The organism is Bacillus sp. AG4(2022) (assembly GCF_031844465.1).
Lineage (GTDB): Bacteria > Bacillota > Bacilli > Bacillales > Cytobacillaceae > Bacillus_AB > Bacillus_AB infantis.
Genome location: NZ_JAUZVH010000005.1, coordinates 121,407 through 144,084, shown reverse-complemented (window position 1 = coordinate 144,084; position 22,678 = coordinate 121,407). Strand labels below are relative to the sequence as shown.

Below are 22,678 nucleotides of genomic sequence, written 5' to 3'. Positions count from 1 at the left end.
CTTATTTTTCATATATGTACAGTGCAATCATACTTCCTGGAAAATCATTTTGCAATGAAAAGCCATTTAGTCCGGCAATAGAAAAGGCTGTCTCCGGGGAAGAAGACCAGCCTTTTCAAACATCCATTTTAGAAGTCCAGGTCATGCTTTGGTCCATTGTATTCGTTCGAGCGGTTCTGGCTGCTTTGGCCTTCGCTCTTTCCATCCTGGCTGCTGTTCCCTGATCCGTTATTTTTTGACATCATCTGCTGGATCTTATCAACAGCCTGAGGGGCCAAATCAAGGATTTTTTCATATAGATGTGTGCTCTCGTCCAGATGGACCATTTTAACTCCGTGGGAACTTACGATTAAAAAAGCAATCGGCGTTATGGAAACTCCGCCGCCGCTTCCTCCGCCAAACGGATGCTTCGGTTTGCCTTCTCCCTCGCGGCCTGAACCTTCAAGCATGAACTCACTGCCGCCTGCTGCAAAGCCGAAACCGACCTTTGATACGGTAAGGATCACACTTCCATCAGGAGTTTCAACCGGGTCCCCGATGATTGTATTCACATCAATCATTTCTTTCAAATTTTCCATTGCGGTCGTCATCAAGCCTTGTATCGGATGATCAGACATAATAAACTTCCTCCTCATCTAAACGGATTTTGTTTTATTATCAGATAGCACGGATAACGGCTTTGTCCTAAAGTCCGGCATTCCGCCTTTCCAATATTTAATCAGTTTAATTCCTGCCAACATAGCTTGCCCGATGCGGAATTGAAACATACATGAAAAACGGGTTTGGGAAACTGCAGCCTGAAAATGGGGGGTCACCGACAAAACGGGCATGTCCCTCATCCTCATATAGTGGCTGAGAATGCCGACCAGGCTTCCTTTTGCAGACCAGATTATCCCTGCAAGGACAGCAGTATGCGCCGCATCACCGATTCCGGCCAATGTATGCCATTCGATATCCCTGATTGCCACCTTTTTCAGAAATCGCCGGATGATCGTGTGGAGGCCAAATACATGGCGTATCAGCTCCTCGGCATCCTTGATACTGTTCAGGAAGTCCTCCGGCGTGAATTTTTTCCGGTCTTCCTGCTTCTTCTCCTCCTCCCGGCCGGCTTCCACTTTCTCTTCAACCACAATGGAAGGGGAGTCATCATCGATTTTTATCAGCGGAACCTGTATGTTATAGCGGATAAGGCCCAACCAGGCCCGGAACTTTATTGATATATGGTCATTGTCCTGGCCATGATAAAAGTTAAAGTAAACTGTTAGCTTTGAGAAAAGAAGAATAATGAGCAAAAGCAGAATGACTGCCGCTGCTGCTCCAAGGATCAGCCACCACATCCGATCACCCCCTATTAACAGGCTGGTGTATTTTTTCGCATTAGTCTCCTGCTAAAGATATCCAGACGCTAAATCTAGGCTTTCCTTTTGGGAAAAAAAATAAACCTGCCGGCAGCAGGCCGGCAGGCGATTCTTTCAATTATTCCTTATTTTCTTTCGTGAATGACGCTTGTATCGGCAAACAGGTCATGAAGCCCCTGTTTTTTCGGCAGAAAAGCGACAATGACATAGCCAATATAAATAGTGGCTGAAATGAAACGACCGATCCACTCCCTGAACAATATGGTGCTCCAGGACATTTCTTCATCTTTAAGACTGACTACTTTCAGCCCAAATATCATTTTCCCGAGCGTCTGCCTGAAATACTTTGTCATCAGGACAAAATAGGCATAAAAAATGATGCTTGTGACGATATTTGCGGGAGTGAAAATCCCGGAATCGCCAAGGGGAAGATCCGCCGCCCGAAAAATCGGATGCACGATAATGCGGTTAATGCTGCCTATGACAATGAGATCGGCCAGATACGCCCAGAACCTCATCCAGAAACCGGCAAAACGGACTGATGCCGCATGATCTGCATATGACGGGCTGGCTGGTGAATGATTGTCAGCAGGCAAATCCTTGTCCAAATGGCTGTCTAATGTGGTCATTTGCCATCCCTCCTCATTCTGAATACATGTACATCAGCCGCGGGGCATTCGGCTGTGACAACAGCTTCATCATGCCGGCCATTTCAATATCATCGCCCATCACTTTCCGCGCACCCATGCTGAACAAGGAGCCAAAGCCCATATTTTCCGAATAGCTGACTACCTGTGCACCCTTAAGCTTATGGTCTTTCTCCAGTTCATCTACAACATCTTCAAAGAAGCCGAAACCATCAATCAGATTGAGCTCTTTTGCCTGGCGGCCGTCATAGATCCGTCCGTCGGCGATTTTCCTCACCTGATCTGCCGGGATGCCCCTTCCTTCTGAAATGACTTTAACAAAGCCTTCATAAGAATTGTCGATCATAGACTGGAGGATCTCCCGTTCTTCTTCCGTCATCTCCCTTGAAGGGCTCATAATATCTTTGTAAGGTCCGCTCTTAATCGTGACAAATTCTACGCCATACTTTTCGGCAAGCCCTGCATAATTATATCCCTGCATGATGACACCCAGGGAGCCTGTCAGGGTTTCAGGACTGGCATAGATTTTTTCAGCAGGTGCTGAAATATAATAGCCGCCGGAAGCAGCCATGGATCCCATTGATATGTACACAGGCTTTTTCGCTTCCTTCTGGATTTCCACGATCTTATCATGGATCTCAGAGCTTTCCACTACACCGCCACCCGGGGAATTCACGCGAAGAATGACCGCTTTCACACTATCATCCTCTTTAACATGGTCCAGCTTTTTCATGAAAGATTTGTGGTTATAGCCGGGACTGGCAAACAGTGAGCTGGCATCTCCTGCATCCTGGATGGTCCCATCTACATTCAGGACGGCAATTTTCTTTGAACTGCTGCCCGGTTCAATGATTTCTTCAGAAAATGCTTCATCAACTGGAAACATATCCGCAAATGTGCTTTCGGCATTTCTAAATGCGAAAGTCGACAGCACACTAGTAATAATGGAGAAAAACAGCAGTGCAGCGGCTATTCCAAGAGCCGCCCATCTTTTCCCATTCATATCTTCTCCTCCTTTTTTCCTTTTCCAAGTATTAATACGCAATAACTTTTAAAATGTTTCAAAAACATGTACACTGATGACAATAAACGTTATTGCCGCAAAATACCAATCATACGCAAATATTATCATTTTGAATGGGAGGAATGAAAGTGACGCGCCGAAACTTATATTTTTACCATAAGAAAGATTCTGAAATGATGGAAAAAGCAGGCCATCTTTATGAGCTTGCCGAAAAATACGGCTTTACCATAGTCAATGACTTTAAACAGGCTAATATCATTGTGAGCATTGGCGGTGACGGGACATTTCTTCAGGCGGTCCGCAAGACCGGCTTCCGCGAGGACTGCCTGTACGCGGGCATCTCTACGACCGGCACATTAAGCATGTACTGCGATTTCCATATTGATGACACATCCAAGATGGTTGAAGCGATGGCCAATGAGCAGATTGAAGTCAGAAGATACCCGACGATGGAGATAAAGGTGGATGATGAATCCTCCTTCTATTGCCTGAATGAATTCAGCATACGGTCTGCGATCATCAAAACATTTGTTATGGATGTATTTATCGATAATCTCCATTTCGAAACCTTCAGGGGCGACGGGATGATTGTCGCAACTCCGACAGGCAGTACAGCCTATAATAAATCGGTCAATGGCGCCATCGTTGACCCTATGCTCCCTTGCCTCCAGGTCAGCGAACTGGCATCCCTGAACAATAACCGATACAGGACACTGGGTTCTTCATTCATCCTGAGCAGCGGCCGCAGCCTGACCCTCAGAGTCATCCAGGACGGCAATGACCATCCGACAATGGGAATGGACAACGAAGCACTAAGCATCCAGCATGTCGAAAAAATTGAAGCCAAACTGAGCGGCAAACAAATCAAGACTGTCAAACTTAAGGACAACTCCTTCTGGGAAAAGGTAAAGAGGAGTTTTCTATAAAAAGGCCAAGATTGTATGAACAAGTCATGTATCCCGATACCAGATGGGATACATGACTTCCTTTTTCTTCACAATCATGTATCCCAGGAGCCGGTTGGAATACATGACTTCCTTTTTTTTCACACTTATGTATCCCAGGTGCCTGATGGAATACATGACTTTCTTTTTTTCTCCAGCCCATAACATCAAAATACAGTTCGTCCCACAGCCAAAAAGGCTCTTTGGCGGCCCTGCAGAGGGACGTTCAAATCAGAAAAAGGAAGAGGCCGCGGCCTCTTCCTTTTTACATCCCCAGCCCTTTTCCATGCTTCCATTTCATATTGGCAAATAATTTCGTTCTGGACAGCGAGTAGACGGTCAAAGCAAGCCAAATGAACAAGAATGCAACCAGATGGGTCTTTGTGAATTCTTCACCATATACGAAAATGCCGAGCAGCAGTGTCAATGTCGGGGCGATATACTGCAGATAACCCAGCATGGAAAGCGGTATTTTCTGTGCCCCTTTGGCAAAATACAGAAGCGGGATCGCAGTGGCTGCCCCTGCACCGATCAGCAGGAGATCCGTTCCTGTGGAAATGGCCAGGAAGGACTGCTTTCCGGCTGCAAATAAATAAATCAGATATCCAAGTGCCAATGGCATGACAACCATCGTTTCGAGCGTCAGTCCAATGGCAGATTCCACCTTGATCAGTTTCTTTGCCAAACCGTAAAGGCCGAAAGATAAAGCAAGCACAACCGCAATCCATGGAAATCGTCCATAAGAGAGGGTCATGATAAGCACACCCGCTGCAGCCAGCAGGAAAGATACTGCCTGCACAGAGGAAAGCTTTTCTTTTAAAACAACTATTCCCAGAAGGACACTGACCAGCGGGTTGATATAGTAGCCAAGGCTTGCTTCAATCATTTGGCCGGAATTGACTGCCCAAATGTATATGAACCAGTTGCAGCTTATGAGCAAGGAAGCAATTGTCAGAGCGAGCATTTGCTTCTTGTTGTTCCGTATTCCTCTCAATGTCCGGACAAAATCCGGCCATTTCCTGGTCAGGACAAGTACAGCCAGCATAAAGATGAAGGACCAGAAAACCCGGCTGGCCAGGATTTCATCAGCACTCACATGATTGAGAAGCTTCCAGTAGATCGGCAGGATGCCCCATATCAAATAAGACAGCCCTGCGTACAGGGCCCCTTGTTTTACTTCAGTATCTGTCATTGTTGGTTAGCCTCGATTCTTTCTAATATCGAAATAATTATAAAGCCAAAAGAAAAAAACTGGCAACCTATTCGTTTTAGCAGGATTCGCTCGTTTAAATCTGTCCGCGCTTATAAACGGTTTTTCCTCCTATTACTGTCTCATTGACTCGTGTACGGAGGAGTGCCTCCGGATCTTCTTCGAATATATTCCGGTCAAGGATTGTGAAATCAGCAAGATATCCTTCCTTGATCATTCCCCTGTCAACTTCATGGCAGATTGCATATGCGCTGCCTTTTGTATATAAGGAAACAGCTTCGTAAATGGATAATGCCTCCTCTTTGATATAGGCAATCCTCCCGGGGTCATCGCTGCTGGTTCTTGTAACCGCCGAATGGATGCCGAGGAGCGGGTCAGCCTGCTCGATTGGCGCATCAGATCCGCCTGCACATGGGATGCCTTCATCAAGCAATGTTTTCCAGGCATAACAGTAATCCATATGCTCTTCACCGATCCTGCTGATGACCCACGGAAAGTCAGAAGCCAGGAATCTTGGCTGTATATCCAGTATAAGAGGAAGCTTTTTTGCCCTTGGAATGAGTTCTTTCCGCAGTATCTGTGCATGAATGAGCCGGTCCCTGCCTTTTCCTTTCAGCGGGTATTTTTCAATGCTGTTCAGTGACATTTCAAAAGCCCTGTCACCGATGGCATGTATGGCCACCGGCATATCCAGCTCCCTGGCTTTTTTCAATAGCCCGTCAAGCTGATCCTGTGTAAAAATAGCCACTCCTGAGGTTGAAGGATCATCCGCATACGGATGGCTCAGCAAAGCAGTCCGGCCTCCCAATGCCCCGTCTGAAAAAATCTTCATTGCACCGAATTCTATCCACTCATCTCCGCCAAGATAATTTCCGCCCTCAAGCTTCATGTCATTGATTACCTCGTGATGGACGAGCAGGTGGGCCCGGAAAGGCAGTTTATCTTCACCGATGACCTCCTTGAAAGTCCTATAGGTCCCATGGAAACCGCCATAATAATTAAGATCCTCAGTATGTGCCCCTGTCAGGCCCAGTGCGTAGGCATCCTGGATGGCTGCACGCATTGCCGTCTCCAGATACTCCTTTGAAGCACCAGGGAGAATAGAGAAGATCAGCTCCTGTGCCTGGTCCTTCAGCAGGCCTGATGGAAGGCCTTCTTCATCTTTTTCAATGACTCCCCCTGGAGGGCAAATGGTTTCAGGGGTAATTCCGCCTGCTTCCAATGCTTTCGAATTGACTGCAATTGCGTGCCGGCAGATCCTTTTCAGGCAGACTGGATGTCCAGGGACTGCTTCATCAAGCTCCTTTGCCAGAATGGGGGCAGGGATATCCCATAAATTTTCGTTCCAGCCCTCGCCGATGACCCAGCTGCCTTTTGAAAACTTCCCTGCATACTCTTTAACTGCCTCCAGCACTTGCGATTTTGAGGTATAACCAGACAGATCAAGCCTTATCAGCCTCTCCCCATGCCCAATCAAATGCATATGGCTGTCCACAAAACCGGGCAGCATCAGCCTTCCCTCAAGGTCCCTCATTTCAGAGGGTTTTACCGAGAAGTTTCTTTTCAATTCTTCCAGCGGCCCTGCCCTCAGGATCTTTCCATTCTCCGTCATAACCGCTTCGGCTTTATGCCCTTCTTCCTGAAGGGTATATATATGTCCTCCATGCCATAGTGTCCGCATCTTCTTATTGCTCCTTTTCTTCCTAATTCTGCACATAAAAATCCTCTGTGCCTGCTGATCTGATTATATCTTCTTTCGGGACACAAAAAAACTGAGCTTTAAAAAAGCTCAGCGAAATCTTTTTATAGAGGATCTCCCAGCTGGATACTAGCTGCGGGCAGCCTCCTCCATTTCTTTTTTCCTCAGCTCTACCCTGCGGATCTTTCCTGAGGTGGTTTTTGGAAGCTCTGAAAGAAACTCAACCCTGCGGGGATATTTATAAGGGGCAGTCAGCTCCTTTACATGCTGCTGCAAGGTATTAATGAGATCCGGCTTATCTTCCGCGATGCCATCCTGCAGGACGATAAATGCTTTGACGACTGCTCCGCGGATTTCGTCCGGGCTGGCCACGACGGCACATTCCTTGACGTACGGATGTTTGACAAGAGCATCCTCCACCTCAAACGGCCCGATTGTATATCCGGAGCTGATGATAATATCATCTCCCCTGCCTTCAAACCAGAAATACCCGTCTTCATCCTTTTTCGCTTTGTCTCCGGTCACATAATATTCACCCCTGAATTGCATGGCGGTCCGTTCAGGATCCTTATAATAATTTTTAAATAACGCAGGGGTTTCAATATGGACGGCGATATCCCCCACTTCCCCAGGTCCGCATGCCTTTCCATCTTCATTGATGATCTCAACAGAATTGCCGGGAATCGGCTTTCCCATCGAACCAGGCCTAAGCTCCATCCCTTTTGTTATGCCGACCAGCAGGGTGTTTTCCGTCTGGCCGTATCCGTCCCGCACTTCAATATCAAAATGCTTTTTGAAAGCATCAATCACTTCGCGGTTAAGCGGCTCTCCGGCTGAGACTGCACTATGAAGATCCGGGAGGCTGTATTCAGCAAGATTGTCGACCTTTGCCATCAGCCTGTATTCTGTCGGGGTGCAGCAAAGAACATTGACTTTATAATCCTGAAGGAGTGCAAGATATTTTTTCGGCTCGAATTTTCCTGAATACACCAGTCCTGTTCCCCCAGAACCCAGCACAGAGAGGAAAGGGCTCCATATCCATTTCTGCCAGCCGGGGCCGGCAGTGGCCCAGACATTATCCCCCTCCTTGATGCAAAGCCAGTTGGGCCCGGCGGCACGGAGATGTGCATATGCCCAGCCATGTGTATGTACAACTCCCTTAGGATTGCCCGTGGTACCGGAAGTATAGGACAGGAAAGCCATGTCGTCCCTGCTTGTTCCAGCAGTCTCCATGATATCAGAGGCTGCCTCCATCTTTTCATCCAGCGGAATCCAGCCCGGCACAGGCTCTCCAATCACAAATTTAGGCAGCGAAGCAGCTTCCGTAACACCTGCAAATTGCTCTGTAAACGGCGAAAAGCATACAATGGCTTTCACATCGCCATGATTGATCCTGTATTGGATATCTTTAGAGCGGAGCATCTCTGAGCAGGGAATGACTACCAGGCCCATTTTAAGTGCCGCTATGTAGGTCTGGTAAGCTTCTATAAGGCGCGGGACCATGATCAGGACTACATCCCCCTGCCTTAGGCCGTTTTCGGAGAAAACGTTTCCAATTTTATTGGCATTGGACAGGAGTCTGGAATATGTAATTTCCTTTCTTTCTCCTTCCCCGCTTTCCCACAGGATGGCAGTTCTTTCAGGAGCTTCTGCAAACTTTTCCATTTCAGAGACCAGATTATATTTTTCTGGCGCCAGCAGATCTTCACGCTTCATGTTATATGTCCTCCTAATCTGAAATTGTATCCTTATGGTTTATTATACATAATTTTTTAAAAATTTAAAAATATATAACAAAAAGTAAAGGAGCAGGCTGTCAGCCTGCTCCCTTGTAGCCATATTATTTATTTTTCGATTAGCGTTGGAAACCTCCAAGCTGTTGTTCAGCCATTTGAACTAAACGCTTAGTGATTTCTCCTCCTACTGAACCGTTAGCACGTGAAGTTGTTTCAGCGCCAAGGTTAACACCAAATTCAGTAGCGATTTCGTATTTCATTGAGTCAAGAGCTTGCTGTACGCCAGGTACTAGAAGCTGGTTAGAGTTGTTGCTGCTTGCCATGTGATCTCACCTCCTTGTGAGTTTAGAATGTGTAGAATCACATGGCTTCATACAAATTTAAATTGGTAATGTTTTCATCATCCCGTTCGAATTTTCATTCTCCCTAGAAAAGATCGTCCTCACTTCCGCTGCCTGCTTCATACGGCTTGATGTGAATAGTTTCAATATGCTCCACAGCTTTTGCAATAAGCGCATCAAAATCAACAAAACTTTCATAATATGCTGCTTTATCAAGCTTGGGCTTCGTTTTTGGAGAAGCCGGGACAAATACGGTGCAGCAGTCATCATATGGCAGGATGGATATGTCATGGGTGTCAATTTCCTGTGCAATCTCAATAATATCGGTCTTGTCCATTGTTATCAGCGGGCGCAGTACCGGCGTGCTTGTCACTTCATTAATAGCGTACATGCTGTCCAGTGTCTGGCTTGCAACCTGCCCGAGGCTTTCACCGGTAATGACTGCGAGCCCGCCATGCTTTTCCCGGACGAGATCCGTAATTTTAAGCATCAGCCTTCTGGTGGTTGTCATCGTATAATTTTCAGGCACCTGCTTTTGGATGAGCTGCTGGATTTCCGTAAAAGGAACAATGTGAAGGACCATCTGCCCTGTATATCCCGCCAGCTTTTCTGCCAGGTCAATCACCTTTTGCTTCGACCTTTCGCTGGTGAAAGGAGGGCTGTAGAAATGGACGGCTTCTACATCAAGCCCTCTCTTCATGGATAAATAGCCTGCGACGGGGCTGTCTATGCCGCCTGACAGCATGAGCATCGCCTTGCCGCCTGAGCCTGCCGGCATCCCTCCGGCTCCCTGGATATTTTCGCATGAGAGATATGCGGCTTCCGGCCTTATCTCAGCCTGGAGATTGATATCAGGCTGTTTCACATCCACTTTCAAGCCTTCCATATTCTTCAGGATATGTGAGCCAAGTGCATGGTTCAGTTCTCCGGTGTCAAGGTGAAAGCTTTTATCCGCTCTCCGCGCCGATACCTTGAAGGTATCTCCATCCTTGTATACCCGTTTTAAAAGTGCCAGGGCAGCTCCCTTGATTTTTTCTATATCCTTTTCCGTTTTTACAGCAGGACTGAAGGATTGGATGCCAAAAACCCCTTTGAGCTTCTCGATGATCTCGTCCCCATCTTCACCGTTAAGCTGGATGAACATCCTGTCCCTCTGGCCTTCGATCCTGACGGCTGGGTAGCTGTGCAGAACTTTTTTAATGCTTCTTTTCAGCTTCTCGACAAACTTCCCCCTGTTTCGGCCTTTTGTTGAAATTTCTCCATAGCGGATTAATATGCGGTCATAATTCATTTATTTCATTACCTTCCTTAACTTTTTCGCTGTTTCTTCAATTGCCTGCAGCACAGCTTCTGCTTCCTCTGCTGTATTATCATAAGAAAGGCTGATCCTGATGCTGCTTGCCGCAGCCTCCTCAGGAATGCCCATTGCCAGCAGTGTCTTGCTGACTGATTTCTTCTTCGAGGAACAGGCGCTGGTGGTGGAGACATATATATTTTTTTCCTCAAGGCTATGCACAAATACTTCTGCCTTCAAGCCTGGTGCAGAAAAATTAAGAATGTGCGGGGCCGAGCCTTCAAGCGGTGTATGGACAGAGATCCCTTCAATGGATTCCAGTCCTTCCCTCAGCAAACATTTAACCCTATTAAGCTGCTCCAGTCCGGTCCTGTGCCTCTCAAGGCTGATTCTGAGCGCCTTGGCCATACTGACAATTCCAGGTACATTCTCTGTACCGCTCCGCTGGTTCCATTCCTGGCTTCCGCCTGAAAACAGCGGTGAAAGCTTGACGCCTTCCCTGATGTAAAGGACACCCGTGCCCTTTAAACCGTGGAATTTATGGGCAGAAATGGTGCAAAGGTCTATTTCATTTTCTTGAAAATCAAGCGGCACCTTTGCAATTCCCTGTACATGATCCACATGGAAAAGCACTTTCGAATAAGACTTGAGCATTTTGCCGATTTCAGCAATCGGCTGAATGGTGCCAACCTCATTATTAACATGGATAACACTCACAAGAATTGTATCATGGCATAGGGCAGCCTCTATGTCCTCCGGCCTGATTCTCCCATCCTCGTCTACAGGGATATACGTAACGCGGAAACCGAGCTCTTTCAGCTGTTCAAAGGCTTCTGCCACTGACGAATGCTCTGATTCAGTCGTAATAAGATGGCGCCCCCTGCTTTTATGCATCATGGCAGTCCCTTTTACAGCCAGATTATTGCCTTCGGTTCCGCCCGAAGTAAAGAAGATTTCCTTCTGGCCGGCTCCCAGGAGCTCGGCAATCTGCAGCCTGGCTTGTGACAGGAGCTTTTCTGCCCTGCCGCCGATTCCATGCAAAGACGAGGGATTGCCAAAGTAATCTAAGGCCACCTTATTAAATGAATCCAGCACTTCTTTATATGGTTTAGTTGTTGCACTATTATCAAAGTAAATCATGGGTCTTCCCCTTCCTTGAAAAACCGTTTAGCCAATAGTAAATCTTATCATACTGGGACAATGTTTTCATCTGCATAATCTTTTAGTTTTCTCTTGGAAGCCAAAAGCAGAACAGAGGCAACAATAAAAATCTGAATGTTTTGACTGTAATTCCATTCGACAAATTTCTCACTTCCTGTGTTAGTATGTTAAATGTTCTAAACATTTTGATAGACAGTCATGGAGGTTTGTATGAATAATAAGAGCCTATCCAGCAGGGAAATAATCGCAATAGGACTGATGCTTTTCGCTCTTTTCTTTGGCGCAGGGAATATGATTTTCCCTCCATATCTCGGACAGGAATCTGGTGTCAACATGGGAAAAGCCATCATTGGATTTCTCATAACCGGTGTCGGCCTCCCGCTTTTGGGAGTCATCAGCATAGCCAAAGCTGGGGATCTCCGAACGCTGGCTGGAAGAGTCCACCCTTTATTCGGGGCTGCCTTTACATTGCTTTTGTATCTGGCCATCGGCCCGCTATTCGGGATTCCGCGGACCGGAACCGTTGCCTACGAAATTGGCATCACTCCGTTTTTGCCTGATACCGTTCCTAAATATGGGATGGCGCTGCTTTTTTATACCATTATCTTTTTTACCGTCACAGCCTGGCTTTCAATGAACCCTTCTAAGCTTGTAGACCGGATCGGAAAATTATTTACTCCGATTCTCCTTGCTATATTGGCCATTCTGGCTGTAAAAAGTATAATCACCCCTTTAGGTGAGCCAATGGCTCCAAAAGGCGCATATGCCGAGACCCCTTTCTTTAAAGGATTTATCGAAGGCTATTTGACCATGGACGCTATCGCCGCCCTTGTTTTTGGCATAGTTGTGATTGGTTCAATAAAAGAAAGAGGGATCAGCAGTTCAAAACAGATTGCAAAAATATGCATCTATTCCGGACTTATTGCTGCCGCTGCCCTTATGCTCGTTTACCTTTCGCTCGCATACATCGGGGCATCCGGTGAAGAATCTATTGGATTCCAGGATAACGGGGGAGCGCTTCTTTCCGCCGCCGCTTCCCGTCTTTTCGGATCTTTTGGCGCTGTCATCCTTGGGCTGGCCATTACTTTTGCCTGTCTTACCACTTCTATTGGACTCGTCTCATCCTGTGCGCAATATTTTTCAAAAGTTGTGCCAAGCATATCTTACAGGTCATTTGTGCTGATTTTATCCTTATTCAGCATGATGATCGCCAATATCGGCTTGACACAGCTCATTTCTGTATCTTTGCCAATGCTCACGATGATATATCCGCCCGCAATCGTACTGGTATTGCTTTCTTTTCTGCATCATGCCTTTGGAGGCTCCAGAGCTGTATATGCAGGAGCCCTGATACCGGCGGGGCTGATCAGTACCATTGATGCAATAAAGGCAGCGGGGGCAGATACCCGGATTTTTTCAGACATGCTGGGATTTCTTCCTCTCTATTCAGAAGGACTCGGCTGGGTCATTCCGGCCGTTGCCGGGGGACTGCTCGGCCTGCTCATTGCCGGAAGGGGCAAAAAGACAGCAAAATAGCCTGGCCAATTATTTTCCTAAAATAAAAAACCAGATCTGCCAAAGCAGATCTGGTTTTTTATGCATTTTCTTTTTCGCCGATCATATCTTCTATTCTTTTCAAAGCTCCTGGCTCAATCTCTTCAATAGATGAAGCGGCCTGCTCCAATGCCTCTTTATAATTGTAGTTCCTGAATGAATCCTCCGCTTCCCTCAGTGCTTTAGCGATGGAAGGATATTTGCTGCGGTACCTGTTTCCATACTGGATCACCTTTTCAGCCAGCTGGACGGTTTCAATCATTTCAGCCGTGCTGTCTGCAGCTTTATCAACTGTCATGACCGCTATTTCCAGATACTGCTGGACAGCAGGTATATCAAGGGGCTTCTCATCAAGCTTCTCAATGACATTTTGAATGCTTTCCTTCGTATCTTCCATTAAATACCGGTAGTTTTGGGACAGTCCCGGTATATTGCTCTTTGATACGAGCCTGATGGTTTCAGACAGCTTTTTGCTGATTTCCTTTACCTTCTCCCGTGCCGCAAGCTCGTCCTTCCTCAAGGCCTGCAGTTTTTCGGCAAAATGCACCTGCTCTTCTGACAGTGCTTCCAGTTCATTTTTAATATATTCCAATTCTTCACCAAGTACCGAATGGGCTGAGCTTTGATTGCTGATTTTATGCTCAAGTATTTCGAAGCGTTTGAAGAGCTTGGTCAGCTTCGTTTCCAGCAGGCTGTGTGTTTCCTCGTCCTTTTCCTGGAGATGGTAGCTTTGCTGTACGATGCCGAGCTCTTTCTTCAGCATAAAGTTTGCATCTTTGGCATTGTACAATTCAGTACGGACCTTTTCATCATGCGATTGGATGAACTTCCTCGCATACACTTCTTTTTCAAGCAGATCATAGAGCGCATCGATTCTCTGCTTGATATCCTCAAGGCCCTCATGCGCTTCACCGGTCTCTCCCCGCTCAATCATGGCGAGATATCCTGCAGCCTCTTTTTCTAATGACTCAGTTTCCTTGTCCACTTCTACATGTTCAAGCATATATCCCTGCTGCTCCATTTCACGGAAGCCTTCTCTCACCTCGAGAAGCTGGGATGGGATATTGGACCCGGCATCCACCAGCAAATCGGGGATAGCTTCCATTTTCTTTTGGATGCTGTCCAGCTGGGTCTGGATGGTCAGGACGATTTCCCTGGCCTGAAGATAGTCGCCGTTTGCTGTCCGGTCCTCAAAGTCCTGGAACTTCGCAAAAGCTTCATCAAGCTGGATGCCCAGGATGGTTTCAGCCTTTCCATAAGTATGCCGGTGGGCAAGCAGCGCCTTTTTGCATTCCCTGTACAGATCTTTGAGTCCGTCGATCTCGGTGCGGTTTTTTTCTTCGCTTCCGACCAGCTCATTGATTTCAGCAAGAAGGGATTTGATTTTATCCTCTATGCCTGCAAGGCTTTCCTCGATTGCCTGCTGAACTTCCTTTGCCTTCTTAAAGCGGTAGCGGTCGATATATTCCTCAGCATCAAACAGCAGCTCCTCCACTCCAGGAAGCTGCCCGGTAACGATATCGTCCCACTCATTCCTCCAGCGTTCGAACAGCTCCTCTGTCTGGCCAGTCATATTCAGCTGCTTCACTTTGGACATTTCGTCGAGGACCGGCCTGTCCGTTATGTCCATTTTCCAGCCTTCCAGCCGGTCTATTTCTTTATAATATTTCTTTTTCATTAGATAACCCGTCAGAAATAGTGCAATCACGATCACTATTCCTCCAATTATGTATTCCATTGAAAGCCCCCTGTTCTGCTGCCGAGCTGATAACTGATAGATATATGTAAAAAAAACTTGAAATATGCAATTCAATGTTTTTATGATACCATGTAAACGACAATTTTTGACTATTAATTTAATTTTTTTTGAGAGAAACTTGCTATTATAACCCGCTTGCCGTTTTTGTGCAAAACCCGGGATTCAGAATTGACTGATCCAGTGCTCCCCAATTGAAGCATGAACTTGCTTTCCCTCCAGAAAACTGGAACCTGACGTCTTTTAGCCCGGCACCTATAATTGAACAATACGTTTTGCCGCATTACAAATAATTCGCATTTTTAAATTTCGACAGAATGGAGCGATGCCCTATGCTAAGGGATGGACATATACATACACCTTTTTGCCCCCATGGTTCGAAGGATGCTTTTGAAGAGTATATCGACAGGGCCCTTTCGCTCGGTTTTGCAGAACTGACCTTCACTGAGCATGCCCCGCTCCCCGATGGGTTCACAGACACAGCCCCTGCACGGGACAGCGCCATGCAGGCAGATGATCTGGAAGCCTACTTCGAGGAAATCAGCCGTGTAAAAGCTCTCTACAAAAATAAAATCAAGATCAACGCAGGGCTTGAAGTGGATTTTATAGAGGGTTTTGAAAAAGAAACAGGCAGCTTCCTCTCGAAGGTCGGGCATCTTCTGGATGACAGCATTCTTTCGGTCCACTTTTTGTATTATGATGGGCAATATGACTGTGCAGATTACAGCCCGGACGTCTTCTGTTCCATGATCAGCCGATACGGCTCCACAGAGGCTGTTTATAGAAAATATTACGAAACGGTCAGAAAGTCGATAGCAGCTGACCTGGGTCCATATAAGCCAAAGAGGATCGGCCATATTTCACTGATCCATAAATTCCAAAAAAAATATCCTGCCGGCTTTGAAGACAAACAGGAGATTTCAGATATCCTTCAGTTGATGAAACTCCACGGATACGCACTGGACTGCAATGGGGCCGGCACCGCAAAACCGCTCTGCCGGGAGCCTTATCCTCCGGAATGGGCAGCTTCGATGGCCAAGTCCCTTGGCATTCAGCTCGTCTATGGTTCGGATGCACACCAGGCGAAAGAACTGGGTCAGGGCTTCAGCAGTTTCCCCTTTGAAGGCTAATTGGCCATGACGACTTCCCTTGCAGCATGTTCCAGGACGGCTCCGTCAATCCAATTATAGATTTCAATTAAGTATTTATCTGCGAAATATCTTTCGTTTGGAAAAACGTGAAGCACCTCTGACACATACTGCATATTTAAAAATGGCATCGACAACAGCCCTTTAAACTGGATGATTAAATAACTGGGGTGCTGAGAGCGGAATTCCTTCGCTCTCATCCCGATTTCAAATACTTTATTCAGATAATATTTTTCCTTCATCAAATATGTCGACATGATTTCCCTCACCACCTGGGAATCAAGCGAAACTTCCCTCAGGATAAACCTGGTCAGATGAATATTCCGGCTATGATACATCAGGATATTTTCTGAAATGATCTTCAGGGCAGCCGCTGCCCCCAGGTGCAAGCAGGAAAAACCCTTCTCTATTTCGGCAATATATCCCTCAAAAAATTCCGTGAAACAGTGTTCCAGCAGACCATGTTTATTGTGAAAATAATAGGCGATATTGGCGGCATTCACCTTAGCTTTCGCGGCTATATCACGTATGGATGTACCGGTGAATCCGTTTGTATTAAAAAGGGAAATCGCTGCAGCAACAATGGCATCTTTCGAATTTTTTTTCATCATCCTACCTCGCTTCTTAAATTCCCATTGGCACAACGCAATATGAATGGATATACAGGGACTGGACAGCAGAAAGTGATCAACCTCGCATATCTGTGCAATTGCCTTTCTTAATTAAACATTCTTTTTATTTTCCGGTTGTCCTTTTAAAAAATATCGACAAAGTCTCCTCTTTTTCACCCGGATTTGATAGAATGAATAATAATTCTCGGAATAGTGGAGGGAAACACGTTGTTTAAAGTCGAAACATACAGCGAAGACCGCAAAAAAAATTACGCATTATTAAATAAACAGCTCCATGCTCTTTTGGAGGGCGAACCAAACCGCATTGCAAATCTGAGCAATGCAGCGGCACTTCTGAACCAATTTCTTGATCGCATTAACTGGGCCGGCTTCTATACCATGGAGGGCGGGGAACTGGTACTCGGTCCTTTCCAGGGACTCCCGGCCTGTGTAAGGATCCCGCTTGGAAAAGGCGTCTGCGGCACTTCTGCCCAGAAGCGCGAGACATTGCGCATTGAGGATGTTCATGCATTCCCTGGGCATATCGCCTGTGATGCAGCATCCCAATCAGAAATTGTAGTTCCCATCATAAAGGATGGAGAAGTATTCGGTGTCCTTGATATTGATTCTCCTGAAAAGAACCGCTTTGACGAAATCGACCAGCAGGGCCTCGAAGACTTTGTTGATACACTTGTCAAACATCTATAAAACAGCAGCAAAAAAGCCTGTTCCTTTTGGAATCAGGCTTTTTTGCTGCTATTTTCTTACAGCTTCTGTCCGCCGGCAGATCCGTTAATAGAGTAGCTTACCGTGATACCTGCATTTAAAGACTTTGAGACAGAGCAGTATTTATCCTTTGAAAGCTTGATGGCCCTGACCACTTTTTCTTCCGGAAGCTCCCCTTCTAACGCATAGTGGATGTGGATATCGGTGAACCTTTTCGGATGCTCTTCAGCCCTTGTCCCTTTAATGTCCATATGGAAGGAAACTGGCTCAAGCCGCATCTTTTTCAGGATGGACACAATATCAATTCCCGTGCAGCCTGCCGCCGCGCCCAACAGCAGCTCTGTCGGCCTTGCCCCGGCATTCTCTCCCCCGGCTTCCCCGGATGCATCCATCACAATTTTATGGCCTGAAGGTGCAGCCCCCGCAAACGCCATGTTTCCAGTCCATGTTACCGTCATATCCATGATATATCCTCCTTTTTGGTCACAATCTTTCTTTTTATATTCTTCCGGCAGGAGGTCGGGGGCATTCAATTATTTTTGCCGCTGCTCTGTAAAGCTCCATTCTTATTCTATTGAAGAAAAGGCCTGCTCCAAGTCATCCCGTATATCTTCCCATGCTTCAAGGCCGGCAGACAGCCTGAGCATAGTGTCCGTTATCCCCATTTCCTCCCTCGTTTTCGGCGGGATCACCGAGTGTGTCATGGTGGCAGGATACTGGATAAGGGTTTCTGCATCTCCCAGGCTTACAGCAATTTTTATGAATTGAAGCTGGTTCATGAACTTTTGGGCCGTCTCCTTCGTGCCAGTAATTGAAAAAGAAAGGATCCCGCCTCCGCTCCTCATTTGCTTTTGCATGACAGGATAATCTTTATGCTGCGGATCGCCAGGATAATAAACGTCCGTTACTTTTGGATGTCCCTTTAAATATGCGGCCAGCTTTTCCGCGTTGCTGGTATGGCGATCCATCCTGACCGGCAAAGTCTTCAGCCCCCTCAAAAGAAGCCAGGCATCAAATGGGGAAATAACACCACCGATATCCTTTTGGGTTGTAAAGGAGATTTCATCCATCAGCTCTTTCCTGCCCGCAGCAATGCCGGCAATCACATCTCCATGCCCGCATATATATTTAGTTGCACTGTGGATAACAATGTCGCAGCCCAATGACAGCGGATTTTGCAGATACGGCGAGCAGAAGGTATTATCCACTATAACCGGGATTCCCTTTTCCCTGGCAGCCTCCACGGCCATTTCCAGATCAACGAGTTTCATAGTCGGATTGATTGGCGTTTCAATATAAAGACAGGCAGTCTCCGGCCTGATTGCCCCCAGCAGCTGCTCCTTTGATTCCATCAAAGAAAAATCATGATTGATATTGTATTTCTTTTTCATCAGCTGAAGAAGGCCAAAGGTACACCCATACACTCCCTGTGAGCATAATATATGATCCCCTGCCTTTGTCAGGGCAACCAGCACCGCTGAGACGGCAGCCATCCCCGAACTGAAGGCCAATGCAGCCTCAGCCTGCTCGAGGGCAGCCATCCTTTCTTCAAGAACAGCAACAGTCGGATTGCCGAGCCGTGAATAGATATATCCCTCTTCCTCTCCAGAAAACCTCCGTTCTCCCTGTTCTGCATGATCGAACACGAACGTGGAGGTTTGAAAAATCGGCGGTGCCAGACTCCCTTTAAACTCCCGGGCATCATACCCTTCATGGATCACTTTTGTCTCGAACTGCATATTCTTTTTCTCCATTGTATATCCCCCTTGAGATGAAAACGTTTACAATATTCTATGTTTACAGGATATGTTATTTTTCAGTTTTTGCAAAGCAATTTGAGTGCTGAAAGGAAAAGGAAAAAAGACAGGCTTGGCTGGCCTGTCTTTAAAGAATGCTGAATCCCTGGACCACAACCTGGTTTTTTCCGGATTCTTTTGCTGTATACAAAGCTTTATCAGCCCGCTTGAACAGGCGCGAATATGAATCCTCCCTTTCCACATTCCAGTGGGACACCCCGCAGGAAATGGTAACAACGGGATTCGTACTCTCAGAGACCTTCCTGACAATCCGTTCTGCAATTGCAACGCCCGTTTCCAGGGAAATAGAAGGCAGATAAACGGCAAGCTCTTCCCCTCCCCATCTGGCGGCAACATCGGTTCTGCGGATGCTGTTCACAATAATCCCGGCCACCTGGACAATGACTTCATCACCGACCTGATGGCCGTATGTATCATTGACAGATTTAAAATTATCTATATCAACCAGGATAAAAGCACCCTCAGCATCCTCGCTTAAGGACTGATGTATCCTTTCATCCAGATAATTCCGGGAATAAAGCCTGGTCAGGTGGTCTGTGACGACCATCTTTTCAAGCTCCTCTCTCAGCATTGAATTTGTAAGCGCCAAAGTGGAATGGTGGATCAGGGACTGAAGAAGCTTAAATGTCTCAAATGAAAAATGATAGGGATCCCGGTGCAGGATAAGGGCAAATCCTTTCAGGACACCAGACTGGGACATTGGGACCGCCATGACAGATTTGAACTGCTCGGCCAGGGCATCATTCTGGAGGTCAAGCTCGCCAATGAACAGGCTGTCCTTATCCTGCCTGATCTTTTCTTTAATATATTTTATATAGATGCCGGATTCCCTTGTCCGGAAGAAAGAAGTGCTTCCTTTTAGAATGCTGACCTGTTCGGATTCTTCAGATAAAAGGACAAAGCCTGCCTCTTCCGCATCAAATGACTTGATGATCTGTTCAGCCATATAGGTCATTGTTTCCGTCAGCCTAAGATTGGAATTAAGCTGGTGCGAAGTCTCATTTATTAGCTGGAGGTCGGCAATCAGCCTCTTCGACTGGTGATACAGCTGGGCGTTCTCAAGTGCACCGCCTGCCGTGTTGGCGAGGATGGAAATGAATTCGACTTCGCTTTCAGGAAAGACCAGTGCATTCGGCGCAATGACCTGGAGCACGCCATATACACCCTGCTTTCCTTTTAGAGGGGCATAAAGGACAGACCTCTTCTCCGAAATCGAATCCTCAAACTGAATGGCACCTGTGACATATGCCTGCATGGCCGCAATATTCTGACTGTCATATTTAAGATCTTTTAAAGGGAGATCCCCATGGCTGTTATTGTCATGGGACAGCATTAGATAATAGGTAAAGTCAGGATATACTTCCTGAAGGGTTTTAATGATCTCTCCGAGAACAGCATCCATATCCATTGAGGAATGAAACTGCTCTGTAACGCGAAAAAGCTGCTTGTAGCGCTTTTCCCTGGCTGAGATCCCCCCGAGTTCCCTGGCCTTCATAATGAAGGCGGCACAGGCAGCGCCGAGCTCCCTAAGGCTTTCTTCATTCAAGGGTTCCGGCAGCCCGTTCAGCTCAAGGATTCCCAGATCCATTGACCTGGCAGAAAGCGGAACCTGGCAGCACGCGGAACCCCTGAGGCCCGCTTTCCCTGACGGCTGTCCATCCTGCCCATATCTCACAGCTGAGGAATCTGTACTCCTGACGGTGCCTCCGGGATCCCGATAGCAGGCTTCGGAGGCTTCAGCAGACTCTTTGACCGCTTCAAGCATTTGCACAATTAAAGAATCAGACTGAATAAATCCGTCATCTGTATCAATCAGGTCAAAAAAGCGGCTTTTCAGGCATAATATTTTCTGGCTTTTGAGCATTTCCATATTCATCACCCTATTTACCCAGTTCATATAGGCATTCTCATATAAATGCCGTTTTACAGCGTCCTGCCGGAGGCAATCCTCAATCCTCCATCAAGCAGGATAAGCCATGAAGAATGATCGGCTGTGAGGGCATGGATGCTCTCCGGCCTGCCTGCTTCATTGAAGGCTACTTCATATTGGCCCTCCGTTTCAAGAACGGTATGATTTGAAGTCTTCCTTACTTCAAAAGGCTCGCCATCCGAAGTGATGGTGCCCCGAAGGCCCGGTTCACGGTCCCGCACTTCCAGGTCCCGATCCAGATAAACCCAGTCTCCATCCAACTCAGCCCAGAAGCCGGCACCGTCACGATCAACCGCCAATTGCTCAGGGGCATTCTCCAGGGGTGCAGATTTGATCAGGCGAAACTTAAAATCATTGTCTTTTTCTACCTCATAAAGGGCCAGCACATGGTCCTCTTTTTTTTCATCATATAAAACAACGAGGGGGTCGCCTTCGGCAGTGCCCTCCTTTATGACCATGGCAAGCGGGCTCCCTGTCCCGCTCACTGGCTTAAAATACTGGAAGTACATGGCAGCAAGGGCCACGACAGCAAATGCCAAAGCCAGAAAAAGGCGGACGTTTTTTTCCTTCTTCGTTTCTCTCAATTTCATCAACACTTTTACTAGAATTAATTAAGACTATTATACCACAGGAAAATTCTCCCCGTTATGATATGATAAAAATATTTTCCAGTAAATTGCCCTCTATGCCTGCATAATGAGATAATAAAAAGGATGAGGCAGGAGCACTTATTCCAGGAAAAGCAAAACATGCCTTGACATAAACTTTATAAAAATTATATAATATCCTTTGTGTAAAATATCGCAGCAAATGTGACACTTTAGGTGATCATTTTGTTCCTCAAATAAGGCACCGCTTCCCATCTCTTTTGAGGCGGAAAGCACGGGTTTGAGCCCAAGATGCCGGTAAGCATGGCGTTTTAGCCTTTTATTCGAAGGGGTACTGTGTAACCCGCTGCTGCTAGGGCGAAGGTACATGAAAACAAAATGAGCTTAATGATCGTACGCATCTGTTTTTATTTTACAACAAAATAAAAACACAAGGAGGAGTCATTCATGGCTCGTTATACAGGTCCAAGCTGGAAACTATCCCGCCGTCTTGGAATTTCTCTAAGCGGAACTGGTAAAGAATTAGAAAAGCGTCCTTACGCTCCAGGACAACATGGTCCAAACCAGCGCAGAAAAATTTCTGAGTACGGTTTACAATTACAGGAAAAACAGAAACTTCGCCACATGTACGGAGTTACTGAGCGTCAATTCCGCAACCTATTCGACAAGGCCGGCAAAATGGCTGGTAAGCACGGTGAAAACTTCATGGTTCTTCTAGAATCACGTCTTGACAACGTTGTTTACCGTTTAGGTTTAGCTCGTACTCGCCGTCAAGCTCGTCAGCTTGTAAACCACGGCCACATCATCGTTGACGGAGGACGCGTTGATATTCCTTCATACCGCGTTCAGCCTGGTCAAACGATCACATTGCGTGAAAAGTCACGCGGTCTTGACATCGTTAAAGAAGCAATCGAAGTAAACAACTTCGTTCCTGACTTCTTGACTTTCGATGCTGACAAACTGGAAGGTTCATTCACTCGTCTTCCTGAGCGTTCTGAACTTCCTGCTGAAATCAACGAAGCTCTTATCGTTGAATTCTACTCTCGTTAATCGGGAAAAGCACAAGAAAGCACCTGCCTTTTGGCTGGTGTTTTCTTTTTGCTATCTAAACAGA

At 46.5% G+C, this 22,678-nt stretch carries 21 protein-coding genes; 5 read left to right on the top strand and 16 right to left on the bottom strand.

Annotated features, from left to right (window positions below; translation table 11 throughout):
* Positions 1 to 128: 128 nt before the first annotated feature.
* The 4 genes from ytfJ to sppA form a co-directional block, all read right to left on the bottom strand.
* A complete protein-coding gene (gene ytfJ / locus Q9R36_RS14880) occupies positions 129 to 617 on the bottom strand; it encodes a GerW family sporulation protein (protein ID WP_022544276.1) in 489 nt (162 codons plus the stop codon).
* A gap of 18 nt (positions 618 to 635) precedes the next feature.
* A complete protein-coding gene (locus Q9R36_RS14875) occupies positions 636 to 1,337 on the bottom strand; it encodes a DUF2953 domain-containing protein (protein ID WP_009795334.1) in 702 nt (233 codons plus the stop codon).
* A 146-nt stretch (positions 1,338 to 1,483) separates the two neighbouring features.
* Positions 1,484 to 1,987 carry an RDD family protein gene (locus tag Q9R36_RS14870; RefSeq protein ID WP_311225451.1) on the bottom strand — a complete coding sequence of 168 codons (504 nt, stop codon included), beginning with the start codon at positions 1,985 to 1,987 and terminating at the stop codon, positions 1,484 to 1,486.
* 13 nt (positions 1,988 to 2,000) lie between these two features.
* The gene (gene sppA, locus Q9R36_RS14865; protein ID WP_022544277.1) at positions 2,001 to 3,008 is read right to left on the bottom strand and encodes a signal peptide peptidase SppA; all 1,008 of its coding nucleotides are present in this window, start codon (positions 3,006 to 3,008) and stop codon (positions 2,001 to 2,003) included.
* A 143-nt stretch (positions 3,009 to 3,151) separates the two neighbouring features.
* On the opposite strand from sppA, the gene Q9R36_RS14860 reads away from it, so the two are divergent.
* Positions 3,152 to 3,955 (top strand): NAD kinase, encoded by an 804-nt coding sequence (locus tag Q9R36_RS14860; protein ID WP_035403221.1) that lies wholly within the window; start codon positions 3,152 to 3,154, stop codon positions 3,953 to 3,955.
* A 283-nt stretch (positions 3,956 to 4,238) separates the two neighbouring features.
* Here Q9R36_RS14860 and rarD read toward each other — a convergent pair whose 3' ends face one another.
* The 6 genes from rarD to Q9R36_RS14830 form a co-directional block, all read right to left on the bottom strand.
* Entirely contained in the window at positions 4,239 to 5,165 is a 927-nt protein-coding gene (gene rarD, locus Q9R36_RS14855) for an EamA family transporter RarD (protein ID WP_009795338.1), read from the bottom strand.
* Between the two features lie 94 nt (positions 5,166 to 5,259).
* Complete coding sequence (locus Q9R36_RS14850) at positions 5,260 to 6,864, bottom strand: amidohydrolase (RefSeq protein WP_311225450.1); 1,605 nt, start codon at positions 6,862 to 6,864, stop codon at positions 5,260 to 5,262.
* Between the two features lie 147 nt (positions 6,865 to 7,011).
* Positions 7,012 to 8,598 (bottom strand): acyl-CoA synthetase MbcS, encoded by a 1,587-nt coding sequence (mbcS, locus tag Q9R36_RS14845; protein WP_311225449.1) that lies wholly within the window; start codon positions 8,596 to 8,598, stop codon positions 7,012 to 7,014.
* Between the two features lie 139 nt (positions 8,599 to 8,737).
* Entirely contained in the window at positions 8,738 to 8,941 is a 204-nt protein-coding gene (locus tag Q9R36_RS14840) for an alpha/beta-type small acid-soluble spore protein (protein ID WP_009795341.1), read from the bottom strand.
* Between the two features lie 103 nt (positions 8,942 to 9,044).
* Positions 9,045 to 10,250 (bottom strand): tRNA uracil 4-sulfurtransferase ThiI, encoded by a 1,206-nt coding sequence (gene thiI / locus Q9R36_RS14835; RefSeq protein ID WP_311225448.1) that lies wholly within the window; start codon positions 10,248 to 10,250, stop codon positions 9,045 to 9,047.
* A complete protein-coding gene (locus tag Q9R36_RS14830) occupies positions 10,251 to 11,393 on the bottom strand; it encodes a cysteine desulfurase family protein (RefSeq protein ID WP_094766892.1) in 1,143 nt (380 codons plus the stop codon).
* A gap of 231 nt (positions 11,394 to 11,624) precedes the next feature.
* Here Q9R36_RS14830 and brnQ point away from each other — a divergent pair, with 231 nt between their 5' ends.
* Positions 11,625 to 12,950 carry a branched-chain amino acid transport system II carrier protein gene (gene brnQ, locus Q9R36_RS14825; protein ID WP_009795344.1) on the top strand — a complete coding sequence of 442 codons (1,326 nt, stop codon included), beginning with the start codon at positions 11,625 to 11,627 and terminating at the stop codon, positions 12,948 to 12,950.
* 58 nt (positions 12,951 to 13,008) lie between these two features.
* Here brnQ and ezrA read toward each other — a convergent pair whose 3' ends face one another.
* Positions 13,009 to 14,706 (bottom strand): septation ring formation regulator EzrA, encoded by a 1,698-nt coding sequence (gene ezrA, locus Q9R36_RS14820; protein WP_009795345.1) that lies wholly within the window; start codon positions 14,704 to 14,706, stop codon positions 13,009 to 13,011.
* Between the two features lie 350 nt (positions 14,707 to 15,056).
* Between ezrA and hisJ the strand changes: the two genes are divergently transcribed.
* The gene (hisJ, locus tag Q9R36_RS14815; protein WP_094766890.1) at positions 15,057 to 15,854 is read left to right on the top strand and encodes a histidinol-phosphatase HisJ; all 798 of its coding nucleotides are present in this window, start codon (positions 15,057 to 15,059) and stop codon (positions 15,852 to 15,854) included.
* Here hisJ and refZ read toward each other — a convergent pair.
* Positions 15,851 to 16,480, bottom strand: a complete 630-nt coding sequence (gene refZ, locus Q9R36_RS14810; RefSeq protein WP_035403253.1) for a forespore capture DNA-binding protein RefZ — start codon at positions 16,478 to 16,480, stop codon at positions 15,851 to 15,853. The genes hisJ and refZ overlap by 4 nt on opposite strands.
* A gap of 231 nt (positions 16,481 to 16,711) precedes the next feature.
* Between refZ and Q9R36_RS14805 the strand changes: the two genes are divergently transcribed.
* Complete coding sequence (locus Q9R36_RS14805; RefSeq protein ID WP_009795348.1) at positions 16,712 to 17,191, top strand: GAF domain-containing protein; 480 nt, start codon at positions 16,712 to 16,714, stop codon at positions 17,189 to 17,191.
* Between the two features lie 56 nt (positions 17,192 to 17,247).
* Here the strand turns inward: Q9R36_RS14805 and Q9R36_RS14800 are convergent, their stop codons facing one another.
* From Q9R36_RS14800 to Q9R36_RS14785, 4 genes are all read right to left on the bottom strand, one after another.
* Positions 17,248 to 17,673, bottom strand: coding sequence for an OsmC family protein (locus Q9R36_RS14800; protein WP_101550529.1), 426 nt, complete (start codon positions 17,671 to 17,673; stop codon positions 17,248 to 17,250).
* A 102-nt stretch (positions 17,674 to 17,775) separates the two neighbouring features.
* Positions 17,776 to 18,963 carry a methionine gamma-lyase gene (gene megL, locus Q9R36_RS14795; RefSeq protein WP_311225447.1) on the bottom strand — a complete coding sequence of 396 codons (1,188 nt, stop codon included), beginning with the start codon at positions 18,961 to 18,963 and terminating at the stop codon, positions 17,776 to 17,778.
* Positions 18,964 to 19,093: 130 nt separating this feature from the next.
* Positions 19,094 to 20,896 (bottom strand): sensor domain-containing diguanylate cyclase, encoded by a 1,803-nt coding sequence (locus Q9R36_RS14790; RefSeq protein WP_311225446.1) that lies wholly within the window; start codon positions 20,894 to 20,896, stop codon positions 19,094 to 19,096.
* 53 nt (positions 20,897 to 20,949) lie between these two features.
* A complete protein-coding gene (locus Q9R36_RS14785; protein WP_311225445.1) occupies positions 20,950 to 21,540 on the bottom strand; it encodes a hypothetical protein in 591 nt (196 codons plus the stop codon).
* Between the two features lie 471 nt (positions 21,541 to 22,011).
* Between Q9R36_RS14785 and rpsD the strand changes: the two genes are divergently transcribed.
* Positions 22,012 to 22,614 carry a 30S ribosomal protein S4 gene (gene rpsD / locus Q9R36_RS14780; RefSeq protein WP_009795353.1) on the top strand — a complete coding sequence of 201 codons (603 nt, stop codon included), beginning with the start codon at positions 22,012 to 22,014 and terminating at the stop codon, positions 22,612 to 22,614.
* Positions 22,615 to 22,678 lie beyond the last annotated feature (64 nt).